Here is a 17,663-nt window from a genome sequence, read left to right on the forward strand (position 1 = left end):
TACGTAAAATAAATTAATAACAAAACAGTTTTTCTGCATATTATAAAAAGAATCTATTTAAAAAGCATTGCGTATAATTGCCGTCATCATTCGTTCTTCCCATCGATAATTTCCGCTGTATATTCCCTTTGCCCGTATATCTTCTTCATCAATAGCTTCCCCATTCATAATATACAAAAAGCCATTTCCTGTTCCCGGAAACATCATAATAGCAGATAAAAGACCATATGCCTCCCCAGTATGTCCTGCCAAATCAATACATCTATCTGAGACGGGACGCGATGTGCTGTTACTCAGCATATGGTACACACCCAATCCATACGTTTCCAATGTTCCTCCACAAGTATCGCCATTAAAACACTGCCGATCATAGTACCATTGACAACTAAACATTTCCTCCAGCATTGTTTCTGTCACAATCCGGTTCCCTTGATATACACCGCCATGTAAATACATATCTAATAAATTCGTCAATTCCTGGGCCGAAATACGCAGCCCGCCTTGCGGTGAGAATACGGTCCCGTTCGTTCCCGGCACATATCCGGCTATATTGTAAAAATCATCATTTTGCCTTTGATCCGGATTGCATATACGCACGATATGCTCCGGCTGAACAATCCCCCTATAATCATCAATCTGAGGATACCACGGACCATTCTCATCCCATTTTCCTTCTTTTTGTTTTTGATATATAGTACCCAGCTTCTTCATATCTTCCGTATCAAAATCACCAATATTGTAACTACCGAAAATATCCAATTCTTTTAAAATATGTGTACGTTGATAAATATCAAAGCGCACTCCTGTAACTACCTCGATAATCGTCCCCAAAAGACCATAATTAAGATTACAGTAATGAAAATAAGTTCCAGGTCTGCCGATAGCAGAAAAATGTTCGCCTCCGCGATAATATAATCCTTCTGGCATAAAAAACTCGATAATATCCTCTTCCGGAGGAATAGAATAGATGCCTCCATCACATAGCGATGACATATGTGATAAAAGCATGCGGATCGTAATCGGTTGTTCCGGATATCGGGGATGCCTCAGATTAAAACCAAGATACTCGCATATGTCCTCATCCAAAGAAAGCTTGCCTGCCTCTGCCAATTGTAATATCGTCAAGGCCGTAAATTGTTTGGAAACAGAAGCAACGCGAAAACGTGAATCTTTCGTAATCGGTAGATCAAATTGCGGCTTTACGCTGTCAATGTAGCGCCGTCCTAAAAATTTTTCATATACTTGCTCTCCATTTTTATAAATAACGACAGCTAATCCAGGAACACCTACGCCAGTATTGCCGATAAGTGCTTCTAATTCCCGATCTAACTCACGTATTTGTTCCATTGTCAATATTCTTCTTTTATTCATTTGTCCGTATCCTTTAAAATATTCCATGCCGTCTGTGCCAAAATCTTATATCCGGCTATATTCGGGTGAATCCCGTCCACATATACCTGTATGTCCTGCTCATCTGCTGCTTGCAAAGCTTCATAAAAATCAACATATGGAATACCGGCTTTTTCACTCTGGGTAATAATCCACTGCCGATACATAGTCAGCATTTCATTGTGTCGTCCTACATCATCCCTCTTCTGCCAGCCAAAAACTGAGCTTTCCATTTTGGTGCGCGGAGGAGTTCCTAAAATGACTCTCATATTGGCCATATGGGCACTTATAATCATTGCTAAAATATTTTCTTCTATCTCATGAAGCGAAACATTTAATAAAATATCATTAGATCCGCCCATAATAAAAATCAAATCCGGCATCATTACTATGTTTCGAGAAAAACGCCGCCGCATTTCTGCAGTTGTTTCACCACAGCTGCCACTATTAATAATATGCCAGCCGGACCATTCCCGCAATAGGGAAATCCATGAACACGGAGACGGAACTCCATATCCATAAGTAAGACTATCTCCCACACATACCAGTTTCATATTTATCCTCCCATATGTTTCTTATATCATACTCATTGCTTATATATTTGTAAAACAAATACAATTCATAAATATACTATATATAAATATAAAAAGCAGACACCACTGACATAGCCAGTCAAGTGTCTGCATAAAACATGCTTTTTATTTTTCCTTACGGCGCAGATGAATTGTGAATCCACCAATTTCTTTCTCAAGAAAGGCCACTTTGATATTTCCTTTATTATCTTTAAAGCACAAATTCTTATTAAATAACACGCCTTGCCGCTTATAATAGGCGATAGCCCGCTCCATGTCGCGCGTATCGATACAGATATGTCCCTTAGAGCCCGGCATAGGATGATCACAAATTTCTGCTACCGGACCCGCAAAGAAGTTATCTCCGCCTACGACTTTGTCCTGCAACATCAATTCACAAAGATCATCGGTAATGTCTTCTGCTTCCTTGCGATTCTGTGCATGAAGTCCCACATGTCCCAGTTCAAATCCGAGAAGATGCTTGAATACTTTTTGGCAAGTTGCCGCAATGCCATCCCAATCTTTGTTCTTTACCATATCAGACGGCGTCATAAAACTGCCACCAACGGCTGCTACATTGGGAAGATCAAGATAATCATTCATATTATCAAAATTAACGCCACCCGTAGGCATAAATTTAATATGTGCAAAGGGACCCGACAAAGCCTTTAATGTGGTGATACCACCATATGCTGCGGCTGGAAAAAATTTACAAATTTCAAGTCCAAAAGCCGACGCTGCTTCAATATCTGCCGGCGAAACCGTACCTGGAAGAATATCAATATGATTCATAACGCACCATTCCGTTACTGCCGGATTAAAGGCCGGCGTCACGATAAATTGTGCACCTGCTTCTACCGCATCTTTAGCCTGCTGCACCGTATGTACCGTACCTGCTCCGACAATAATTCCCTGCACTTGCTGCGCCATAGCCCGAATGCTATCAAGACAGGCCGCCGTGCGAAAGGTAACCTCAGCAATCGGTATGCCGCCTTTTACAAGAGCATTGCCAAAATCCACGGCATCGGCCGCATCATCCAGCACAATAAGCGGTACCAGACCAATATCAAAAATCGTTTTCATGTTTTCGCTAATCATAAAAACCTCCCAATTACAATTGTTGTTCCATAAATTCTTTCAATGCCTGTGGATACGGCAACCCTTCATTATCGCCGCGGCTCATAACCTGAATTGCTCCCACTGCATTTCCGCGGCGCACAGCTTCCTGTAATGATAAATTTTCCATCAGTGCCGTAATAATACCTGCTGCAAATCCATCACCAGCCCCCACTGTATCAACAACTTTTTCAACTTTAAAACCAGGAACCATAAATTCATTTTCTCCATCAAACACGAGCGCACCATCTGACCCGCATTTTGTAACAACAATCTTAGCTCCATTTTTGTGGTAAAATGAATTTATTTTATGAGGATCATCACTGCCCATCAGGATTTTTCCTTCAGCAACTCCCGGCAAAACCATATCTGCCTTAGCTGCCAATTCATTAATAGTACGAATCATTATTTCTTTCGACGGCCACAGTGCCGGACGCAAATTAGGATCAAAGCTGATAAACAGCCCTGCCTTACGAGCCTTATCAAACATTAGATTGACCGCTGCACGTGTATTATCAGAAAGTGCGGGTAAAATACCCGTTAAATGAACATGGGAATAATTTTCAAAATTAATTTTTTCTACATCTTGTACAGAAAGCGTAGATGCCGCCGACCCGGAACGAAAATAAAAAATATCCGGATCCCCTTTACTAACACGCCCTTTTAACATAAAACCAGTTTTTTTTGTGTCGCTCCATGCTACAAATTCATTCCCAATTTTATTGTCATTCAGGGCGTGGATAATCCGTTTGCCAAAAGGGTCATTACCCAGCTTGGTCATATAAGTAACACGATGTCCTAATCTGGAAACCCCAACAGCAACATTAAACTCTGCACCTGCCACAGCCAAATCATACCCGCTCACATTGTCCAAAGAACCTTCACTCTGGGCAATTAGCAGTCCCATCGGTTCTCCGGCAAGAATCAATCCTGATTTCATAAGTGTATCATCCTTTCTACTGATGTACAAGTTAGGTTCCCTGACCGGCAGTCCTTCCTAACTTGTACATCATTATACTCTTTTTACGGTTGTTTGCCTATATATGCCAAAATACCTCCATCAACATATAGTATTTGTCCATTTACAAAATTCGACGCTTCAGATGCCAAGAAAATAGCAGGTCCTTCTAAATCGGCCGTAACTCCCCAACGTCCTGCCGGAGTTTTTGATACTATAAAACTGTCAAAAGGATGCCTCGACCCATCCGCTTGTTTTTCTCGCAGAGGAGCTGTCTGAGGGGTAGCAATATAACCAGGCCCTAATCCATTACACTGAATATTCTGACCACCAAATTCAGAACAAATATTACGTGTCAACATTTTCAATCCCCCCTTAGCTGCTGCATATGCTGAAACAGTCTCACGCCCCAATTCGCTCATCATCGAGCAAATATTGATGATCTTGCCATGGCCTTTTGCAATCATATCAGGAATAACGGCCTTAGCTACAATATAGGGCGCCACTAAATCTATATCAACAACGTTCCGAAATTCTTCTACCGTCATATCACACATAGGAATACGTTTAATAATACCAGCATTATTGACTAATATATCGATAGAACCCAATGTATTTTTAATTTCGGCGATAAGTTTTACAACGCAATTTTCATCAGTAACATCTGCAATATAGCCGTGAGCTTCAATGCCTGCTTTTTTATACTCCTTCATTGCTCGATTCAAGTGTATTTGGCTGCGGCAATTAAATGCAATTTTTGCACCAGCTCTGGCATACGCACTGGCAATAGCAAAACCAATACCATAAGAACCTCCGGTTATCAACGCTACTTTTCCCCTCAAGGAAAACTGGTCTAAACAGTTCATAAAAAAACTCCTTCCCGCCATTGAAAAAAACGAAATTAAGTCTTTTCCTCTTTAATTTATCTTCTCCGATTATACTATCAATAAAAATATTTTTAAATATATTTTATCTAAATTGCTCCATTACTAACCCTCTAAAAAAAACTCACATTCACATACAGTACAATTCTAGTTGTTATTTTATATAAAATATAATCAAAATAATAGCAAAAAACTCCCCACCATAAATTAGACCGAAAATCAGTCTGTTGTGGGGAGCCCCAAATTACGTGGTGTAATAATTCTTTTATTTCCTGATTACTGTTTCCTTACTGCAGTTTTTGAAGCTCTTGCACAGCTAGTTCCGTTGAAAGCCAAGCTTTTCCGATATTATATCCCATCTCTTCCAATTTTAACTGACACGCAAAAACATGAGGAATTGCCGAAACATAAATATGCGTATCATACATATAACGTAATACGGTTTCCACACCACTATCACACAAAATACGGCCATGATCAATAAGTACCATTCGATTAGCGTAAGGAAGTGCCGCTTCCAAAGTATGTTCTACAATCACAACCGTATGACCATACCGTGTATTGAGATTATGAATCAGTTGATAGAAAGCATTCGTTCCTTCTGGATCCAATGCTGAAGTCGGCTCGTCAAATACCAAAATATCTGGATTAGTAGCTAAAACACCTGCAATTACCAGACGTTGCCGCTGACCGCCGGAAAGTTTGCTCAATTCTCGCGTACGGTATTCTGTAAGACCCACTTTATCCAACGCTGAGGTAATTGCCTCTTTGATTATTTTCGGATTCACTCCTTGATTTTCCAAGCTAAACGCGATTTCTTCTTCTACGGTCATAGCTACAAGCTGGCTATCATAATCATCAAGCATCATCCCTACATGACATGCTAAATCAGAAATTGTCGTCTGCGTTGTTGCCTTTCCGTCTACATATACCATGCCCTTCATAACCCCGCCAAAATAATGCGGAATCGCTCCCGTCAATGTCATGCATAAAGAACTTTTGCCACTGCCGCTTTCTCCGGCAATAACCAAAAAATCACCTTTATGAATATTAAGATTAATATCATTCAAAACGGGTGTCTTCTGCTTATTATATATGTAAGATATATGTTCAAGCGAAATGAGTCCTTCCCGTACTGGTTTTAAATCAAATATGCTATGATCAGAAATTACCATCTGTTCTTCCAAGGAATCCAACACTCCGCGGGATACAAAAAGCCGCAAAGCTGGATAATACATAACCGGCGTAACAATTCCATTAAGCAAACCAATAATACCTACCAGCGGAAGCATCCCGGCAGTATATACAACCATGGGCAAGTCCATGACAAACTTCAAAATGGTAACAAATACGCCTCCACTGAGACACGTTGAAACAATTCCCGTTATTACAGGAAGCAACGAATGTCCCCTAAAACGAAGAAACGAAAAATAATGAACTATAAAAGCACAGGATAGCGCTCCAATAGGTTCACTGATAAGATTCCCATATGGGAATCCCGATTTAGAGGTAAGAACATTCACAAGTGCAGCTACCAGACCAATTCCCAACGCCTGTCTGTAAGTAGGCTTTGTCAAACAAATTGCTACGCAATACGTAGCAATTGTCCAGTTAGGAGTAATTCCTGCCACACTCGGAGAGACAAGATGGAGAATGGTGCCGATTGCCAGCATCAATGTACTAATTGTAATCCAACGAAATTGCCCACCTTGCCTATGATGAAATTCCAATTTAGAAATATCATGTATTTGTATCATCCGTCGGCTCCTTATACGATACCATGAATACGCAAATATATAACAACGGCACTGATAAGTATCATACCCCCTATTAGGGCATAATCCATCACGTTAGGTTGTACATTGCTCATAAAACTGTGACGCTGCTGACTGCCAAAACCACGCAATTCTAAACTAAGAGCCATTGTTTCTGACCTACTTAATGATTTCAACATAAGCGGCTGGATAACACTCATATAATTAATCATGCGTTTAAACACATTTCCCTTCACAGAAAGTCCCCTGCAAGCTTGTGCTTCTTGCACAGCTTTACTTTCAGCAATAAAATCAGGAACAAAGCGAAGTGCTGCTGTAAACATGAACGCATATTCATAAGGAACCTTAATTTGTGTAACCATCGCCGCTGTCAAATCTTGTAAACGCGTTGTAGTCAAAAGAATAATAAAAACAACGGTCATCGCCATCATGCGCAATCCCGTAACATAAGCCGATTCCACGGAACCACCGCCTAAAAGCTGGACAATCCCAAGAAAAACAGCAAAAACAGCAAGGCTGCCTACGGCTTTGCTGTTACGCTGTAAATTACCGCAAACCGTAAGTATCAACAATTCCGCAACAACCAAAATAATCAGTGGTATCGTAGTATGCATGACAAGTGCCCAAAAAGAAAATGCAAATGTCGCGATTAATTTTGTTACAGGTACCATGTTTTTAATCATCATGCATTCCCCCTCAATCTTTTTACCATTTCATCTTGAAATTCAGCCATGGATTTGCAATATTTCATTCCCGCAACAGCCATTGATAGGGTAACAGACTGCGGCCTAGTCAATCCTAAATCCACTAATTCATCGCATTCGGTAAATAATTTCTGGGGAGTCCCATCAAAATATTTTGTTTGATGCCCCATAACAATAACACGTTTACAATATTGCGCCAAAATATCCATATCATGTGTAATAAGTAATATTGTCAATCCGGCGTCATTAAGTTTTGTAAGCAACCGCATAAGTTTTGTTTTTTCAGCACTATCCTGACCGCTGGTTGGTTCATCAAGAATCAGATATTGCGTATGCATAGCTAATGCTGAAGCGATTGCTACTCTTTGTTTTTCGCCGCGGTTCAAATTCGGCGGATATGCATCCGCCAGTTTCTGCAGTCCGGTTGCCTCCATAGCCTCTGCAACGGCCTCTTCTGTCTCCCTTTTTGTCATCCCTAATTGCTGTGGTCCGTAGGCAATTTCCTGTGCTACGGTAGGACGAAACATTTGCCGTTCCGGGCGTTGAAACACATAGCCAATAAACCGGCTGCGTACAGAAGCATCTTGTTTAATAATACTTTTCCCATCTTTTAGAATATCTCCCTGCACAGGTTTTTCTAATCCCATCAGCAGCCGTGTAACTGTTGTTTTTCCACAACCGTTGCGCCCGCCCAATCCAATAAATTCACCTTCACCAATAATTAAGTTTACCTCTTTCAATATAGGAACACCATTTCCATAGTCGAAATTAACATTTTTCATTTCTAACATGCTACTCTACCTCCATTTGGGCAACACTGCTTTAAACTATTTATAGCGATATCCAAATCAAGCCATGCTATATCTCCCATATTACAGCCCGCTTTCTCAAGAGTCATCTGACAAGCAAATACTTGTGGAACCGCCGTTGCATATATATTGTTTTCATACATAAAACGCAGCGTTGTCGCTACATCCCCATCACAGGCAATACGTCCCTTCTGTATAAGAATCAACCGGTTAGCATACGGCAAAACAGCCTCCAATGTATGTTCTACCACAATTATAGTATGTTTGTATTTAACATTCAAATCATGCAATAATTGATAAAAATCACGTGTTCCTTCCGGATCAAGTGCAGATGTCGGCTGATCAAATACCAAAATATCCGGATTCGCAGCCAAAACCCCCGCAATAACCAAACGCTGTCTTTGTCCTCCCGATAGTTTACTGATTTCACGTTTTCGATACTCTGTAAGTTTGACCTTTGTTAACGCATGTTCAATGGCTTCTTCTATCTTATTCGGATCAATCCCCTGGTTCTGCAGACTAAATGCGATTTCTTCCTCTACCGTCATTGCTACCAACTGACTATCATAATCATCCAGCATCATACCTACATGACAAGCAAGTTCCGCAATACTGATTTGCGTTGTCGCTTTATTATCTACAAAGGCCATTCCTTTCATAACACCTCCGAAATAATGAGGAATAGCGCCGGACATCGCCATACATAAAGCACTTTTTCCGCTTCCGCTTTCACCTGTAATAACAAGGAAATCGCCTTGATGAATAGAAAGACTAATATTATCTAATGCCGGTTTACTTTTCTTATTATAGGTATAAGATAAATGTTCCATAGAAATAAGCCCTTCACGCGATGGATTTAACTTAAATCGGCTATGATCGGATACTTCCATTTCTTCTGATTTGACATCAATGATTCCTCTCATGGCAAACAATTTTTCTGCCGGATAATATAGTACCGGTGTTGTCACTCCGTTAATAAGACCGATAATACATACTGCCGGGAGCATCACATTAAAAAAAACTGAATCTGGAATATTTAACGCTAATTTAAAAGTTGTTAAAAATATGGTTCCAGAAATGATGGTACAGATCAACCCCGTAAAAGCGGGAAGAACCGTATGCCCTTTCCACTTAATGATATCCAGGTGTTTTACTGCAAAGCAACAAAGTAATGCCGCAACCGGCTCACTAATAAAATCTCCGTAGGGAAATGCCGCCTTAGACGTAAGAACTCCCACAAAGGCATATACCATGCCAATACCGAAGGATTGCTTATATGTAGGCTTAGTCAGATGAATTGCGATACAATACATCGCAATAGCCCAATTAGGAGTAAAGCCCGCCACACTCGGAGATACCAGACGAAGAATAGTTGCAATCGCCAAAAGCAATGTACTCACCGTAATCCATCTATATTGACCGCCTTGTCTGTGATGAAATTCTAATATTGAAATATCTGCAATACGTTCCATTATCTCAGCCCCCTAATTATTTATACAAAAAAGCCCTTCATCCTTTGCTTATTAAGCAAGGGACGAAAGGCTTATAATTCTTCCGCGGTGCCACCCCAATTGACTATGATTAGTCCGGCTTTACATGTACGGCCTAGGCGATACACGTTTCTTTGATAGCGGTGGAAATACACCGTCGTGCCCTACTTGTTCTCGTTCAGGCCGCATCTCCCGAATCCATTCCATTCATTGACCTGTACCGAACTCTCACTATCATCGGCTCGCTGCAACTGTCGTTCTGTATGTACTCGTTTCGTTCATCGATTTATTTTAAGTTACTTGTAATTATACCTGATTTTTAAAGTATGTCAATAGTTTCAACTGGAAAACCTACGGAGCTCTCTCACTTTAATTTTAAATATCTATGACTTTTTCTACGTCACCGCTGATTTTATGCGGTAGTATAAGCGAAAAGAAAACACAAACAATAACCGGAATAATCCATCCCTGTCCGCTTGTACCCAAAGGCAGCATGGATATAAAAGAGTGTGCCCACGCAACGTGAGCAAATTGATTCAATATATCAATTACCGCAATACTTGCCGCTACGGCTACGGTTATTCTCATACCTATACGAGACAACAATAGAAATTTATTGACAATAATCAATACGACAACAGAAATAGCAATAGGATACAAGAACAGCAGCATCGGCAAAGACACTTTAATAATTTGGTTCAGTCCCAAATTTGCCACTGCCAAGCTTACCAAAGAGCATATAGTAACATACTGCTTATATGATATAATGGGAAATTCCTGAGAAAAAAATTCTGCAACAGATGTAATAAGTCCAACCGAGGTTGTAAAACAAGTAATAACTACCATAACTGCCAAAAACCATACACCTATGCTGCCAAACAGTTCATACGAAGCCTGCGTCAATACATATGCACCGATATTGATCGCCGGATCATGGTACACTGCTGCTGGAATAGGAAAATGATTTCCTAATAAACCCAGTCCCATATATAAAACGGACATAAGTACTGCCACTGATATACCGGCAGCCCACACGCTGGTATAATATTCTTTCATTGAATTAAAGCCCAATTGCTTCAACGTGTTCAATGCAATAATACAAAAAGCAAAAGATGCCAAAGTATCTACTGTATTATATCCTTCGATAAAACCACTGCCAAAAGCTGCTCCGGCATATTTACCGATGGGCATCGCCAATTCCGGCATTGTAAAAACAGTCAACCCCAAAGTAAAAAGCAAAATAATCATAATTGCAAAAATAGGGGTTAACACCTTACCAACGCGCGATAATAATTTAGAGGGTGTAATAGCCAGCCACCACGCCAATCCAAAATACAGAATAGTATAAGCAGCCAGCTGCCAAGTTCCATTACCAACAATAGGGAGAATGCCAACAGAAAATGATGTCGCTGCTGTACGAGGTATCGCCATTAGCGGCCCAATAGATAAATAAATAAGAGAAAGTATAAGTAAAGAAAATAATGGTGAAATTTTACGATTCATTTCCGCACGGAAACCACCGGGATTAAAAGTTCCCACAATAAGTGCAATAACAGGCATGCCAACTCCGGTTACAATAAAACCAATAATGGCCGGCATAAACTGATTTCCCGCTTGAAAACCGAGGGACGGGGGAAATATAAGATTTCCGGCACCAAAGAAAATGCCGAATAATAATAATCCAATCTGCATACCTTTTTTTAACATATAGCGAAGCTCCTTTCAAGAGCATCCGCAGTCTTCCATACTTACGTATTGTACCTGTAAACAGTAAGCATGTCAAAATTTTCTTTTTCTTGACAATTTATTTTTTCATGATATACTCACTTATAAGACAACTACAGATGCTTTTATCCAGAGAGGCGGAGGGACTGGCCCTATGAAGCCCGGCAACCGATAATACGGTGCCAATTCCTGCGGAAGAAATTCCGAGAGATAAAGATACGTTTTACATGCCTCTTTCTCTTTTGGGAAAGAGGTTATTTTTATGGAAAAAGCTCGGTGTCAAATCTATCCCCCTAGGAGGAATCATTCATGAAACAATTTAAAAAACTCACTTTTCTAGCTGCCACAACTCTTTTGTCACTAGCTCTCCTTGCCAGTGGCTGCGGCAGCAGCACTCCCGAGAACAACAAAGACGGTTCCAAAAGTGTCACCATCACCGTTGGTGCTACACCGGTACCTCACAGTGAAATTCTCAATGAAATCAAACCATTACTTGCAAAAGAAGGAGTAAATCTAAAAATCGTTGAATTCACGGACTATGTAAAACCCAACTTGGCTCTTGCCGACAAAGAACTAGATGCTAACTTTTTTCAACATAAACCATACTTGGACAAATTCGATGCCGAACATGGTCTAAAACTTCAAGAAGCCTGCAAAGTTCATTTGGAACCGATGGGTGTATATTCAAAGAAAATCACGGATTTAAAGAACCTTCCCAACAATGCCAAAGTAGCTATTCCAAATGATCCAACCAATGGCGGCCGGGCATTGCTCATACTTCAATCAGCCGGCCTTATTACGTTAAAAGACAAAGATAACATTACTTCAACAGTACAAGATATTGCAAATAACCCAAAACAGCTTCAGTTTGTTGAGCTAGACGCTGCACAAATTCCCCGTTCCTTAAGTGATGTAGATATTGCCGTCATTAATACAAACTTCGCCATGGAAGCAAATCTTAATCCTTTAAAAGATGCATTATATCTGGAATCGAAAGATTCTCCATATGCCAACATTCTCGTGGTCCGTGAAGGCGACATCAATCGTCCCGAAATTCAAAAACTGATAAAGGCACTGCAATCACCGGAAGTCAAAAAATTCATTGAAGAAAAATATAAAGGAGCTATTCTTCCGAGTTTCTAATATATAGTGATTGCAATATTATTCCATGCCAGCAATTTTATAAAATGATAGTTCTTTTGTTGGTCTAAATAAAAGCCGTTCATTAGTATGTGATATGCTCCCCTTGTAGTAGACAGTTTAAATAATAAAACTGTTTATTACAAGGAGGAGTTTTTTTATGTCACATAGAGCCAAAATATAAGGAGCCGGAAGGATAGCAACCATTGAAAAGTACTTTTGAGAGGAAGATTCACTTACCCATTTAGCGTCTTTGTTCAATGGTACTTTTGCAGTTGTTAAACAATGGCTTCAAACATATCAATCATTAGGTTCGCAAGGTTTGCTTAACGTATCTAAGAATATTACTTATGGAATATAGGAAATTTCTGCGTTCAATAGCATAAAAAATAACACCAATCATAAGCATTTGATTGGTGTTATTTTTTCCGCTGTCTACTTGACAAGGAGGTGTTCATTGTATACAACAATCGGCTTTTATTTATTCAAAAAATATTTTTCTGCTTTTTCTGTCAATACATATCCGTAAGCTTTTGTTTTAGTACCTTCTTTTTCAAGGTATACGCCTTGAATTTCCGAAGCAAATCCCGGAAGAATATTAATACTTTCTTCCAGTGTTTGAAAATACTGCACAGCAGTTTTTGACCAACGTTCTCCGGGTACAACACAGAGAACTCCTGGTGGATACGGGAGAGCTCCTTCTAGTGCAATACGTCCCTCTATCTCAGATAATGGTACCAGTTCGCTTTGTCCGCGAATAAAAGCATATTGTGCCGCTTGTGGATTCATGACATATTCCGGAAAACATTCTCGGCGGAACAACTTCTTTTGCAAGTCTTTAACATTTCGTTCCCGATAAAAATCATGCATTTCCTGACAAAGCTGCCGTATATGATATCCTGCATAGCGTGCCGGATGCGAATTATATACACCGAGGAGTACTTCCTCCATAGGAACATCCTTTTCAATAAATCGTTCAAAACGTACAAGTTGTGATGTGAGGAAACGTAGTTTATTTTTATTTTCTGCCGGCGTCAACAAAAATAAAATAGAATTAAGATCGCATTTCTCTGGAATAACGCCATTCCCACGCAAATAAGTTGCTAAAATATTAGCATGAATGCCAAATTCCTCATACTGTCCTGTTTCCGGATTGATTCCCGGAGTAGTAAGTAAAAGCTTACAAGGATCCACTAGATATTGACCGGGTCCATATCCCTCAAAAGCATGCCATTTAGCTCCTGGCTCAAAAGAAAAATAAGCCAAATCATCAACCATTGCCTCTGTATCCCCATCCTGCCAGCGCTTTCCATGCACACTAGGGGCTATGAAAGGTTTAATGTATTCACAACGCCGCAAAATATCTTTACGGACTTTTATACCCATCTTGACACAATCTCTCCACATTTTACGTCCCGCATCGCCCGAATGGATTTTTGCATTGACAGCAATCGTTGCAAACATCGGATAAAATGGACTAGTTGAAGCATTCGCCATAAAAGAATTATTAAAACGCTTATGATTGCAATATCGTTCTTGATCACTAATATGACTATCCTTTTTGTGAATCTGAGAAGCCTGTGAAAAGCCGGCTTGCTGCTTGTGAACGGACTGCGTCACCATAATACCTGGGTCCTCCGGTGTCAAATGCAGCAATAAAGGGCTGCAGTCCCGCAGCATGGGAATAAATTGTTCATATCCTACCCATGCAGAATCAAAGAGAATATAATCGCAAAGAGGCCCGATTTTATCCACCACATACCGTGCATTATACAGTGTTCCGTCATATGTTCCCAACTGAATAACAGCTAAACGGAAAGGACGTTTTTGCTTTGCCTTTTCTGGATTCCTTTCAGCTGCCAGTTTTCTGAGATACATCTCGTTAAAGCAATGGTCGTCAATACCTCCAATAAATCCGTAAGGATTACGCGCCGTTTCTAAATATACCGGTGTCGCTCCCGCCTGTACCAACGCTCCCAAAGCTACTGATTTGTGATTATTTCGGTCATAAAGCACAAGATCTCCCGGAGTCAAAAGTGCATTAGTCACAACTTTGTTCGAGGAAGATGTTCCGTTCAGAACAAAATATGTCTTATCAGCATGAAATACTTCTGCCGCAAAATCTTGTGCTTCCAATGCCGGACCTTCGTGAATCAGCAAATCTCCTAATGTAACATCAGCATTGCAAATATCCGATTGGAAAATATGGGGACCATAAAAATCATATAAATATCGCCCTGCCGGATGTTTTTTAAAAAATTCTCCGTCTTGGTGTCCTGGACAATCAAACGGATTATTTTTTTCACTGACATAATCCACAAGATCTGCAAAAAAAGGAGGCAGTACATGTTGTTCATAATTGCTTGCCAAGCGTTCCGCCGTCTCAATGCATCGGCTCTTATTAACCATCTCTTCTGTAATTACACAATCTACCTTATCTACATACTGAGAAGGCATTTTTTCTCCTCCCGGCATAATCACCATAATAGGTACTCCAAAACCGGCAGCGTCAATCTTATCAATATAATCAAAGTCTTGATCCGATACTACGGCAACGGCAACATCGGTGAAATCAGTCTGTTCAATGGGGACTATTTCCCGATCACTGTCTACAAAATAATATTGTACATCAAAACTATACGCTATTTTCAAATGTTTCATTGGCTATACTCCTATCTATCCGCGACCTTTTCCTTTGAATTTTTAACTCAAACTAATTGTAAGCAAAAATATCTCTAATAGCAAGAAAAATATAAACATACATGTCATAATACACGCAATGTGTCAAATAGTCCCTATGATTAGCTATCGCTGCACATATCTTGACATGTACCATACTTTATCCGCATCAGCATCGCATACAATTACCGTCTTTATATCTTTACTAACTGAAAAACGGCACAATTGCTGAAGTAACCATACTTCAAAAATTGTGCCGATCTGCTTAACTGCTATGTATTTATAATACAATAAAAAGTTAGGCTTCAATAACCTCTTTAATAATGGCAATCCCTTTTTTCAATACGTCCATAGGTATGTTAAGCGGCGGTAAAAGACGCAGAAGTCCATTTGCCGTAAGAACGAGAACGCCCTTATCAATACACTCGTTAACAACATCCATGAGGTCTTTTTTCAACTTTACCCCAATCATTAGTCCCATACCTGAAACATATTCTACATTTTTGCAGGATTCCAGTTCCTTTTTAATATATAACCCTTTTTCTTTGACTTCAGTTAAAAAAGCATCATCAAGACGATCAATAATAGTAATAGCACCGGCTGCACAAATGGGATTCCCGCCAAAAGTAGATCCATGCGTATGATCTGTCAAGGCGTACTGCGTCGTATCAGCAAACAATGTCGCACCCATAGGAAGTCCTCCGCCAATCGCTTTTGCCGTTGATACGATATCAGGATGAATGCCATAATTCATATAGGCATATAACGCTCCGGTCCGGCCATTGCCGCTTTGCACTTCATCAATAATGACGAGAATATCATGTGCTTTGGCATACTCGCTGACCTGGTGAACAAACATCGGATCCAATGGCTTTACTCCCCCTTCGCCTTGCACTACCTCCATCATAATAGCACAAACCGAATTTTCCTCAGCGAGTTTCACAACAGAATCAAAATCATTAGCATCAGCATACACAAAACCATCCAGAAATGGCCCAAAATCTTCATGCAGAGAGTCTTGTCCACAAGCAGTTAATGTTGCCATCGTTCTTCCATGGAAACTATTCTTCAATGTAATAATGGTATAGCGTCCATTACCATATTTATCATGAGAATACTTTCGAGCTGCCTTGATAGCACATTCGTTGGCTTCAGCTCCGGAATTTGAAAAAAACACTTTTTTCATTCCCGTCTTTTTACAAAGCTTTTCAGCTAAAATTATTTGCGGTTCTGTATAGAATACATTAGAAATATGGCTTAATGTATTAAGTTGGGAAATAACTGCATTTTTCCAAACATCATCACAAACACCAAAAATATTAACAGCAATACCGGCACTTAAATCAATATATTCTTTGCCATTTACATCATACAATACAGCCCCTTTGCCATGGTCGATTACTGCATCAAGCCGATTGTAAACATTAACGATATATTCCTTATCTAACGCCTTGTAATCCATCCCAACGCACCTCCTATAATTTTTCCTGTTCATACTGGGGGCTGACAAACATAGTCCCTAACCCTTCTTCTGTAAGCATCTCAATTAAAATCGCATGAGGTACTGTTCCATTAATAATAAATACTTTTTTAACACCAGCCCGAATTGCCTCTGTACAGCAGTGTACTTTCGGTATCATTCCACCGGCTATAATTCCCTGCCGCTCCAATTCATCGGCTTGTTCCAGTGATATTTTCCTGATCAATGTAGTATGATCATCCTTATCACGCAGAACACCATCTATATTTGTCATGGACAACATACACTCGGCATTCAATTTTCCTGCAATTTCAGCCGCTGCCGTATCGGCATTGATATTGTAAGCTTGTCCTTCTGCATCTGTTCCAATCGTAGAAATAACAGGTATATATCCTTTAGAAAGAACATCCTCGATTAAAGATACATCAACGTCCGTAATATCGCCTACAAGTCCCAATTCCTTGTCCAGTTGCTTCACTTTTATCATCTGACTGTCCAATCCACATAGTCCAATAGCCTTGCCGCCTATCATGCCAATTAAATTAACCAGATCCTTGTTAACTTGACCGGCCAACACCATTTGAACAATCTTCATGGTATCTTCATCAGTCACTCGCAAACCGTTTATAAATTTCGACTCTTTCCCTACCCAGGATAAGACCTCTGCAATATGCGGACCTCCACCATGGACAAGAACTACCTTAACTCCAATGAGTGACAAAAGAACAATATCCCCCATAACAGCTTTCTTCAAGTTCTCATTCAACATCGCGTTACCGCCATATTTGACAACAATAGTCTTGCCGCTGTACTGCTTGATGTACGGCAGCGCATTCATCAGAATCTGCGCTTTCTGCGCATTAGTCACAGCTTTTCCTGCCTGTGCGATGACTTCCTGTACTTGTTCCTTTTTGTTCATTACCTTGTATCTCCTCCCTAGTT

General features: G+C 40.1%; 14 protein-coding genes, 1 riboswitch and 1 other annotated feature. Of the genes, 1 reads left to right on the plus strand and 13 read right to left on the minus strand.

The window, feature by feature from the left end:
- Positions 1–57: 57 nt before the first annotated feature.
- The 10 genes from BLR11_RS09885 to brnQ all read right to left on the minus strand — a co-directional run bounded on the left by BLR11_RS09885 (position 58) and on the right by brnQ (position 11,404).
- Complete coding sequence (locus BLR11_RS09885) at positions 58–1,371, minus strand: serine hydrolase domain-containing protein (protein WP_245675134.1); 1,314 nt, start codon at positions 1,369–1,371, stop codon at positions 58–60.
- Entirely contained in the window at positions 1,368–1,943 is a 576-nt protein-coding gene (locus BLR11_RS09890) for a GDSL-type esterase/lipase family protein (protein ID WP_091651409.1), read from the minus strand. The genes BLR11_RS09885 and BLR11_RS09890 overlap by 4 nt, the downstream gene beginning before the upstream one ends.
- Before the next feature lie 144 nt (positions 1,944–2,087).
- Positions 2,088–3,059 (minus strand): bifunctional 4-hydroxy-2-oxoglutarate aldolase/2-dehydro-3-deoxy-phosphogluconate aldolase, encoded by a 972-nt coding sequence (gene eda, locus BLR11_RS09895; protein ID WP_245675135.1) that lies wholly within the window; start codon positions 3,057–3,059, stop codon positions 2,088–2,090.
- A 13-nt stretch (positions 3,060–3,072) separates the two neighbouring features.
- Positions 3,073–4,017, minus strand: coding sequence for a sugar kinase (locus tag BLR11_RS09900; RefSeq protein ID WP_176762952.1), 945 nt, complete (start codon positions 4,015–4,017; stop codon positions 3,073–3,075).
- Between the two features lie 83 nt (positions 4,018–4,100).
- On the minus strand, positions 4,101–4,901 hold the full coding sequence (locus BLR11_RS09905; protein ID WP_091651411.1) for a gluconate 5-dehydrogenase: 801 nt from the start codon (positions 4,899–4,901) through the stop codon (positions 4,101–4,103).
- Positions 4,902–5,206: 305 nt separating this feature from the next.
- The gene (locus tag BLR11_RS09910; protein WP_091651414.1) at positions 5,207–6,676 is read right to left on the minus strand and encodes a tryptophan transporter; all 1,470 of its coding nucleotides are present in this window, start codon (positions 6,674–6,676) and stop codon (positions 5,207–5,209) included.
- Between the two features lie 11 nt (positions 6,677–6,687).
- The gene (locus BLR11_RS09915; protein ID WP_176762953.1) at positions 6,688–7,374 is read right to left on the minus strand and encodes an energy-coupling factor transporter transmembrane component T; all 687 of its coding nucleotides are present in this window, start codon (positions 7,372–7,374) and stop codon (positions 6,688–6,690) included.
- 2 nt (positions 7,375–7,376) lie between these two features.
- Positions 7,377–8,189, minus strand: a complete 813-nt coding sequence (locus BLR11_RS09920) for an energy-coupling factor ABC transporter ATP-binding protein (RefSeq protein ID WP_091651419.1) — start codon at positions 8,187–8,189, stop codon at positions 7,377–7,379.
- The gene (locus BLR11_RS09925) at positions 8,183–9,679 is read right to left on the minus strand and encodes an energy-coupling factor ABC transporter ATP-binding protein (RefSeq protein ID WP_091651422.1); all 1,497 of its coding nucleotides are present in this window, start codon (positions 9,677–9,679) and stop codon (positions 8,183–8,185) included. Before BLR11_RS09925 ends, BLR11_RS09920 begins: the two co-directional genes overlap by 7 nt.
- Positions 9,680–9,734: 55 nt before the next feature.
- Positions 9,735–9,988: a binding site (T-box leader), on the minus strand.
- Between the two features lie 84 nt (positions 9,989–10,072).
- Positions 10,073–11,404, minus strand: coding sequence for a branched-chain amino acid transport system II carrier protein (brnQ, locus tag BLR11_RS09930; RefSeq protein WP_091651425.1), 1,332 nt, complete (start codon positions 11,402–11,404; stop codon positions 10,073–10,075).
- A gap of 140 nt (positions 11,405–11,544) precedes the next feature.
- A riboswitch (SAM riboswitch) is annotated at positions 11,545–11,639 on the plus strand.
- 92 nt (positions 11,640–11,731) lie between these two features.
- Here brnQ and BLR11_RS09935 point away from each other — a divergent pair.
- A complete protein-coding gene (locus BLR11_RS09935) occupies positions 11,732–12,565 on the plus strand; it encodes a MetQ/NlpA family ABC transporter substrate-binding protein (RefSeq protein WP_091651427.1) in 834 nt (277 codons plus the stop codon).
- 474 nt (positions 12,566–13,039) lie between these two features.
- Here BLR11_RS09935 and speC read toward each other — a convergent pair whose 3' ends face one another.
- The 3 genes from speC to argB form a co-directional block, all read right to left on the minus strand.
- Entirely contained in the window at positions 13,040–15,223 is a 2,184-nt protein-coding gene (gene speC, locus BLR11_RS09940; RefSeq protein ID WP_091651430.1) for an ornithine decarboxylase, read from the minus strand.
- Between the two features lie 316 nt (positions 15,224–15,539).
- Entirely contained in the window at positions 15,540–16,703 is a 1,164-nt protein-coding gene (locus tag BLR11_RS09945; RefSeq protein WP_091651433.1) for an aspartate aminotransferase family protein, read from the minus strand.
- Between the two features lie 13 nt (positions 16,704–16,716).
- Complete coding sequence (gene argB / locus BLR11_RS09950) at positions 16,717–17,640, minus strand: acetylglutamate kinase (RefSeq protein ID WP_091651436.1); 924 nt, start codon at positions 17,638–17,640, stop codon at positions 16,717–16,719.
- Positions 17,641–17,663: the final 23 nt, after the last annotated feature.

The sequence above is a fragment of the Megasphaera paucivorans genome (assembly GCF_900103535.1).
Taxonomy (GTDB): domain Bacteria; phylum Bacillota; class Negativicutes; order Veillonellales; family Megasphaeraceae; genus Megasphaera_A; species Megasphaera_A paucivorans.

Excerpts from the sequence above, each read along its gene's own strand:
- BLR11_RS09885 (WP_245675134.1), bottom strand. The coding sequence starts at position 1,371 with ATGAATAAAAGAAGAATATTGACAATGGAACAAATACGTGAGTTAGAT.
- BLR11_RS09890 (WP_091651409.1), bottom strand. The coding sequence starts at position 1,943 with ATGAAACTGGTATGTGTGGGAGATAGTCTTACTTATGGATATGGAGTT.
- eda (WP_245675135.1), bottom strand. The coding sequence starts at position 3,059 with ATGATTAGCGAAAACATGAAAACGATTTTTGATATTGGTCTGGTACCG.
- BLR11_RS09900 (WP_176762952.1), bottom strand. The coding sequence starts at position 4,017 with ATGAAATCAGGATTGATTCTTGCCGGAGAACCGATGGGACTGCTAATT.
- BLR11_RS09905 (WP_091651411.1), bottom strand. The coding sequence starts at position 4,901 with ATGAACTGTTTAGACCAGTTTTCCTTGAGGGGAAAAGTAGCGTTGATA.
- BLR11_RS09910 (WP_091651414.1), bottom strand. The coding sequence starts at position 6,676 with ATGATACAAATACATGATATTTCTAAATTGGAATTTCATCATAGGCAA.
- BLR11_RS09920 (WP_091651419.1), bottom strand. The coding sequence starts at position 8,189 with ATGTTAGAAATGAAAAATGTTAATTTCGACTATGGAAATGGTGTTCCT.
- BLR11_RS09925 (WP_091651422.1), bottom strand. The coding sequence starts at position 9,679 with ATGGAACGTATTGCAGATATTTCAATATTAGAATTTCATCACAGACAA.
- brnQ (WP_091651425.1), bottom strand. The coding sequence starts at position 11,404 with ATGTTAAAAAAAGGTATGCAGATTGGATTATTATTATTCGGCATTTTC.
- BLR11_RS09935 (WP_091651427.1), top strand. The coding sequence starts at position 11,732 with ATGAAACAATTTAAAAAACTCACTTTTCTAGCTGCCACAACTCTTTTG.
- speC (WP_091651430.1), bottom strand. The coding sequence starts at position 15,223 with ATGAAACATTTGAAAATAGCGTATAGTTTTGATGTACAATATTATTTT.
- BLR11_RS09945 (WP_091651433.1), bottom strand. The coding sequence starts at position 16,703 with ATGGATTACAAGGCGTTAGATAAGGAATATATCGTTAATGTTTACAAT.
- argB (WP_091651436.1), bottom strand. The coding sequence starts at position 17,640 with ATGAACAAAAAGGAACAAGTACAGGAAGTCATCGCACAGGCAGGAAAA.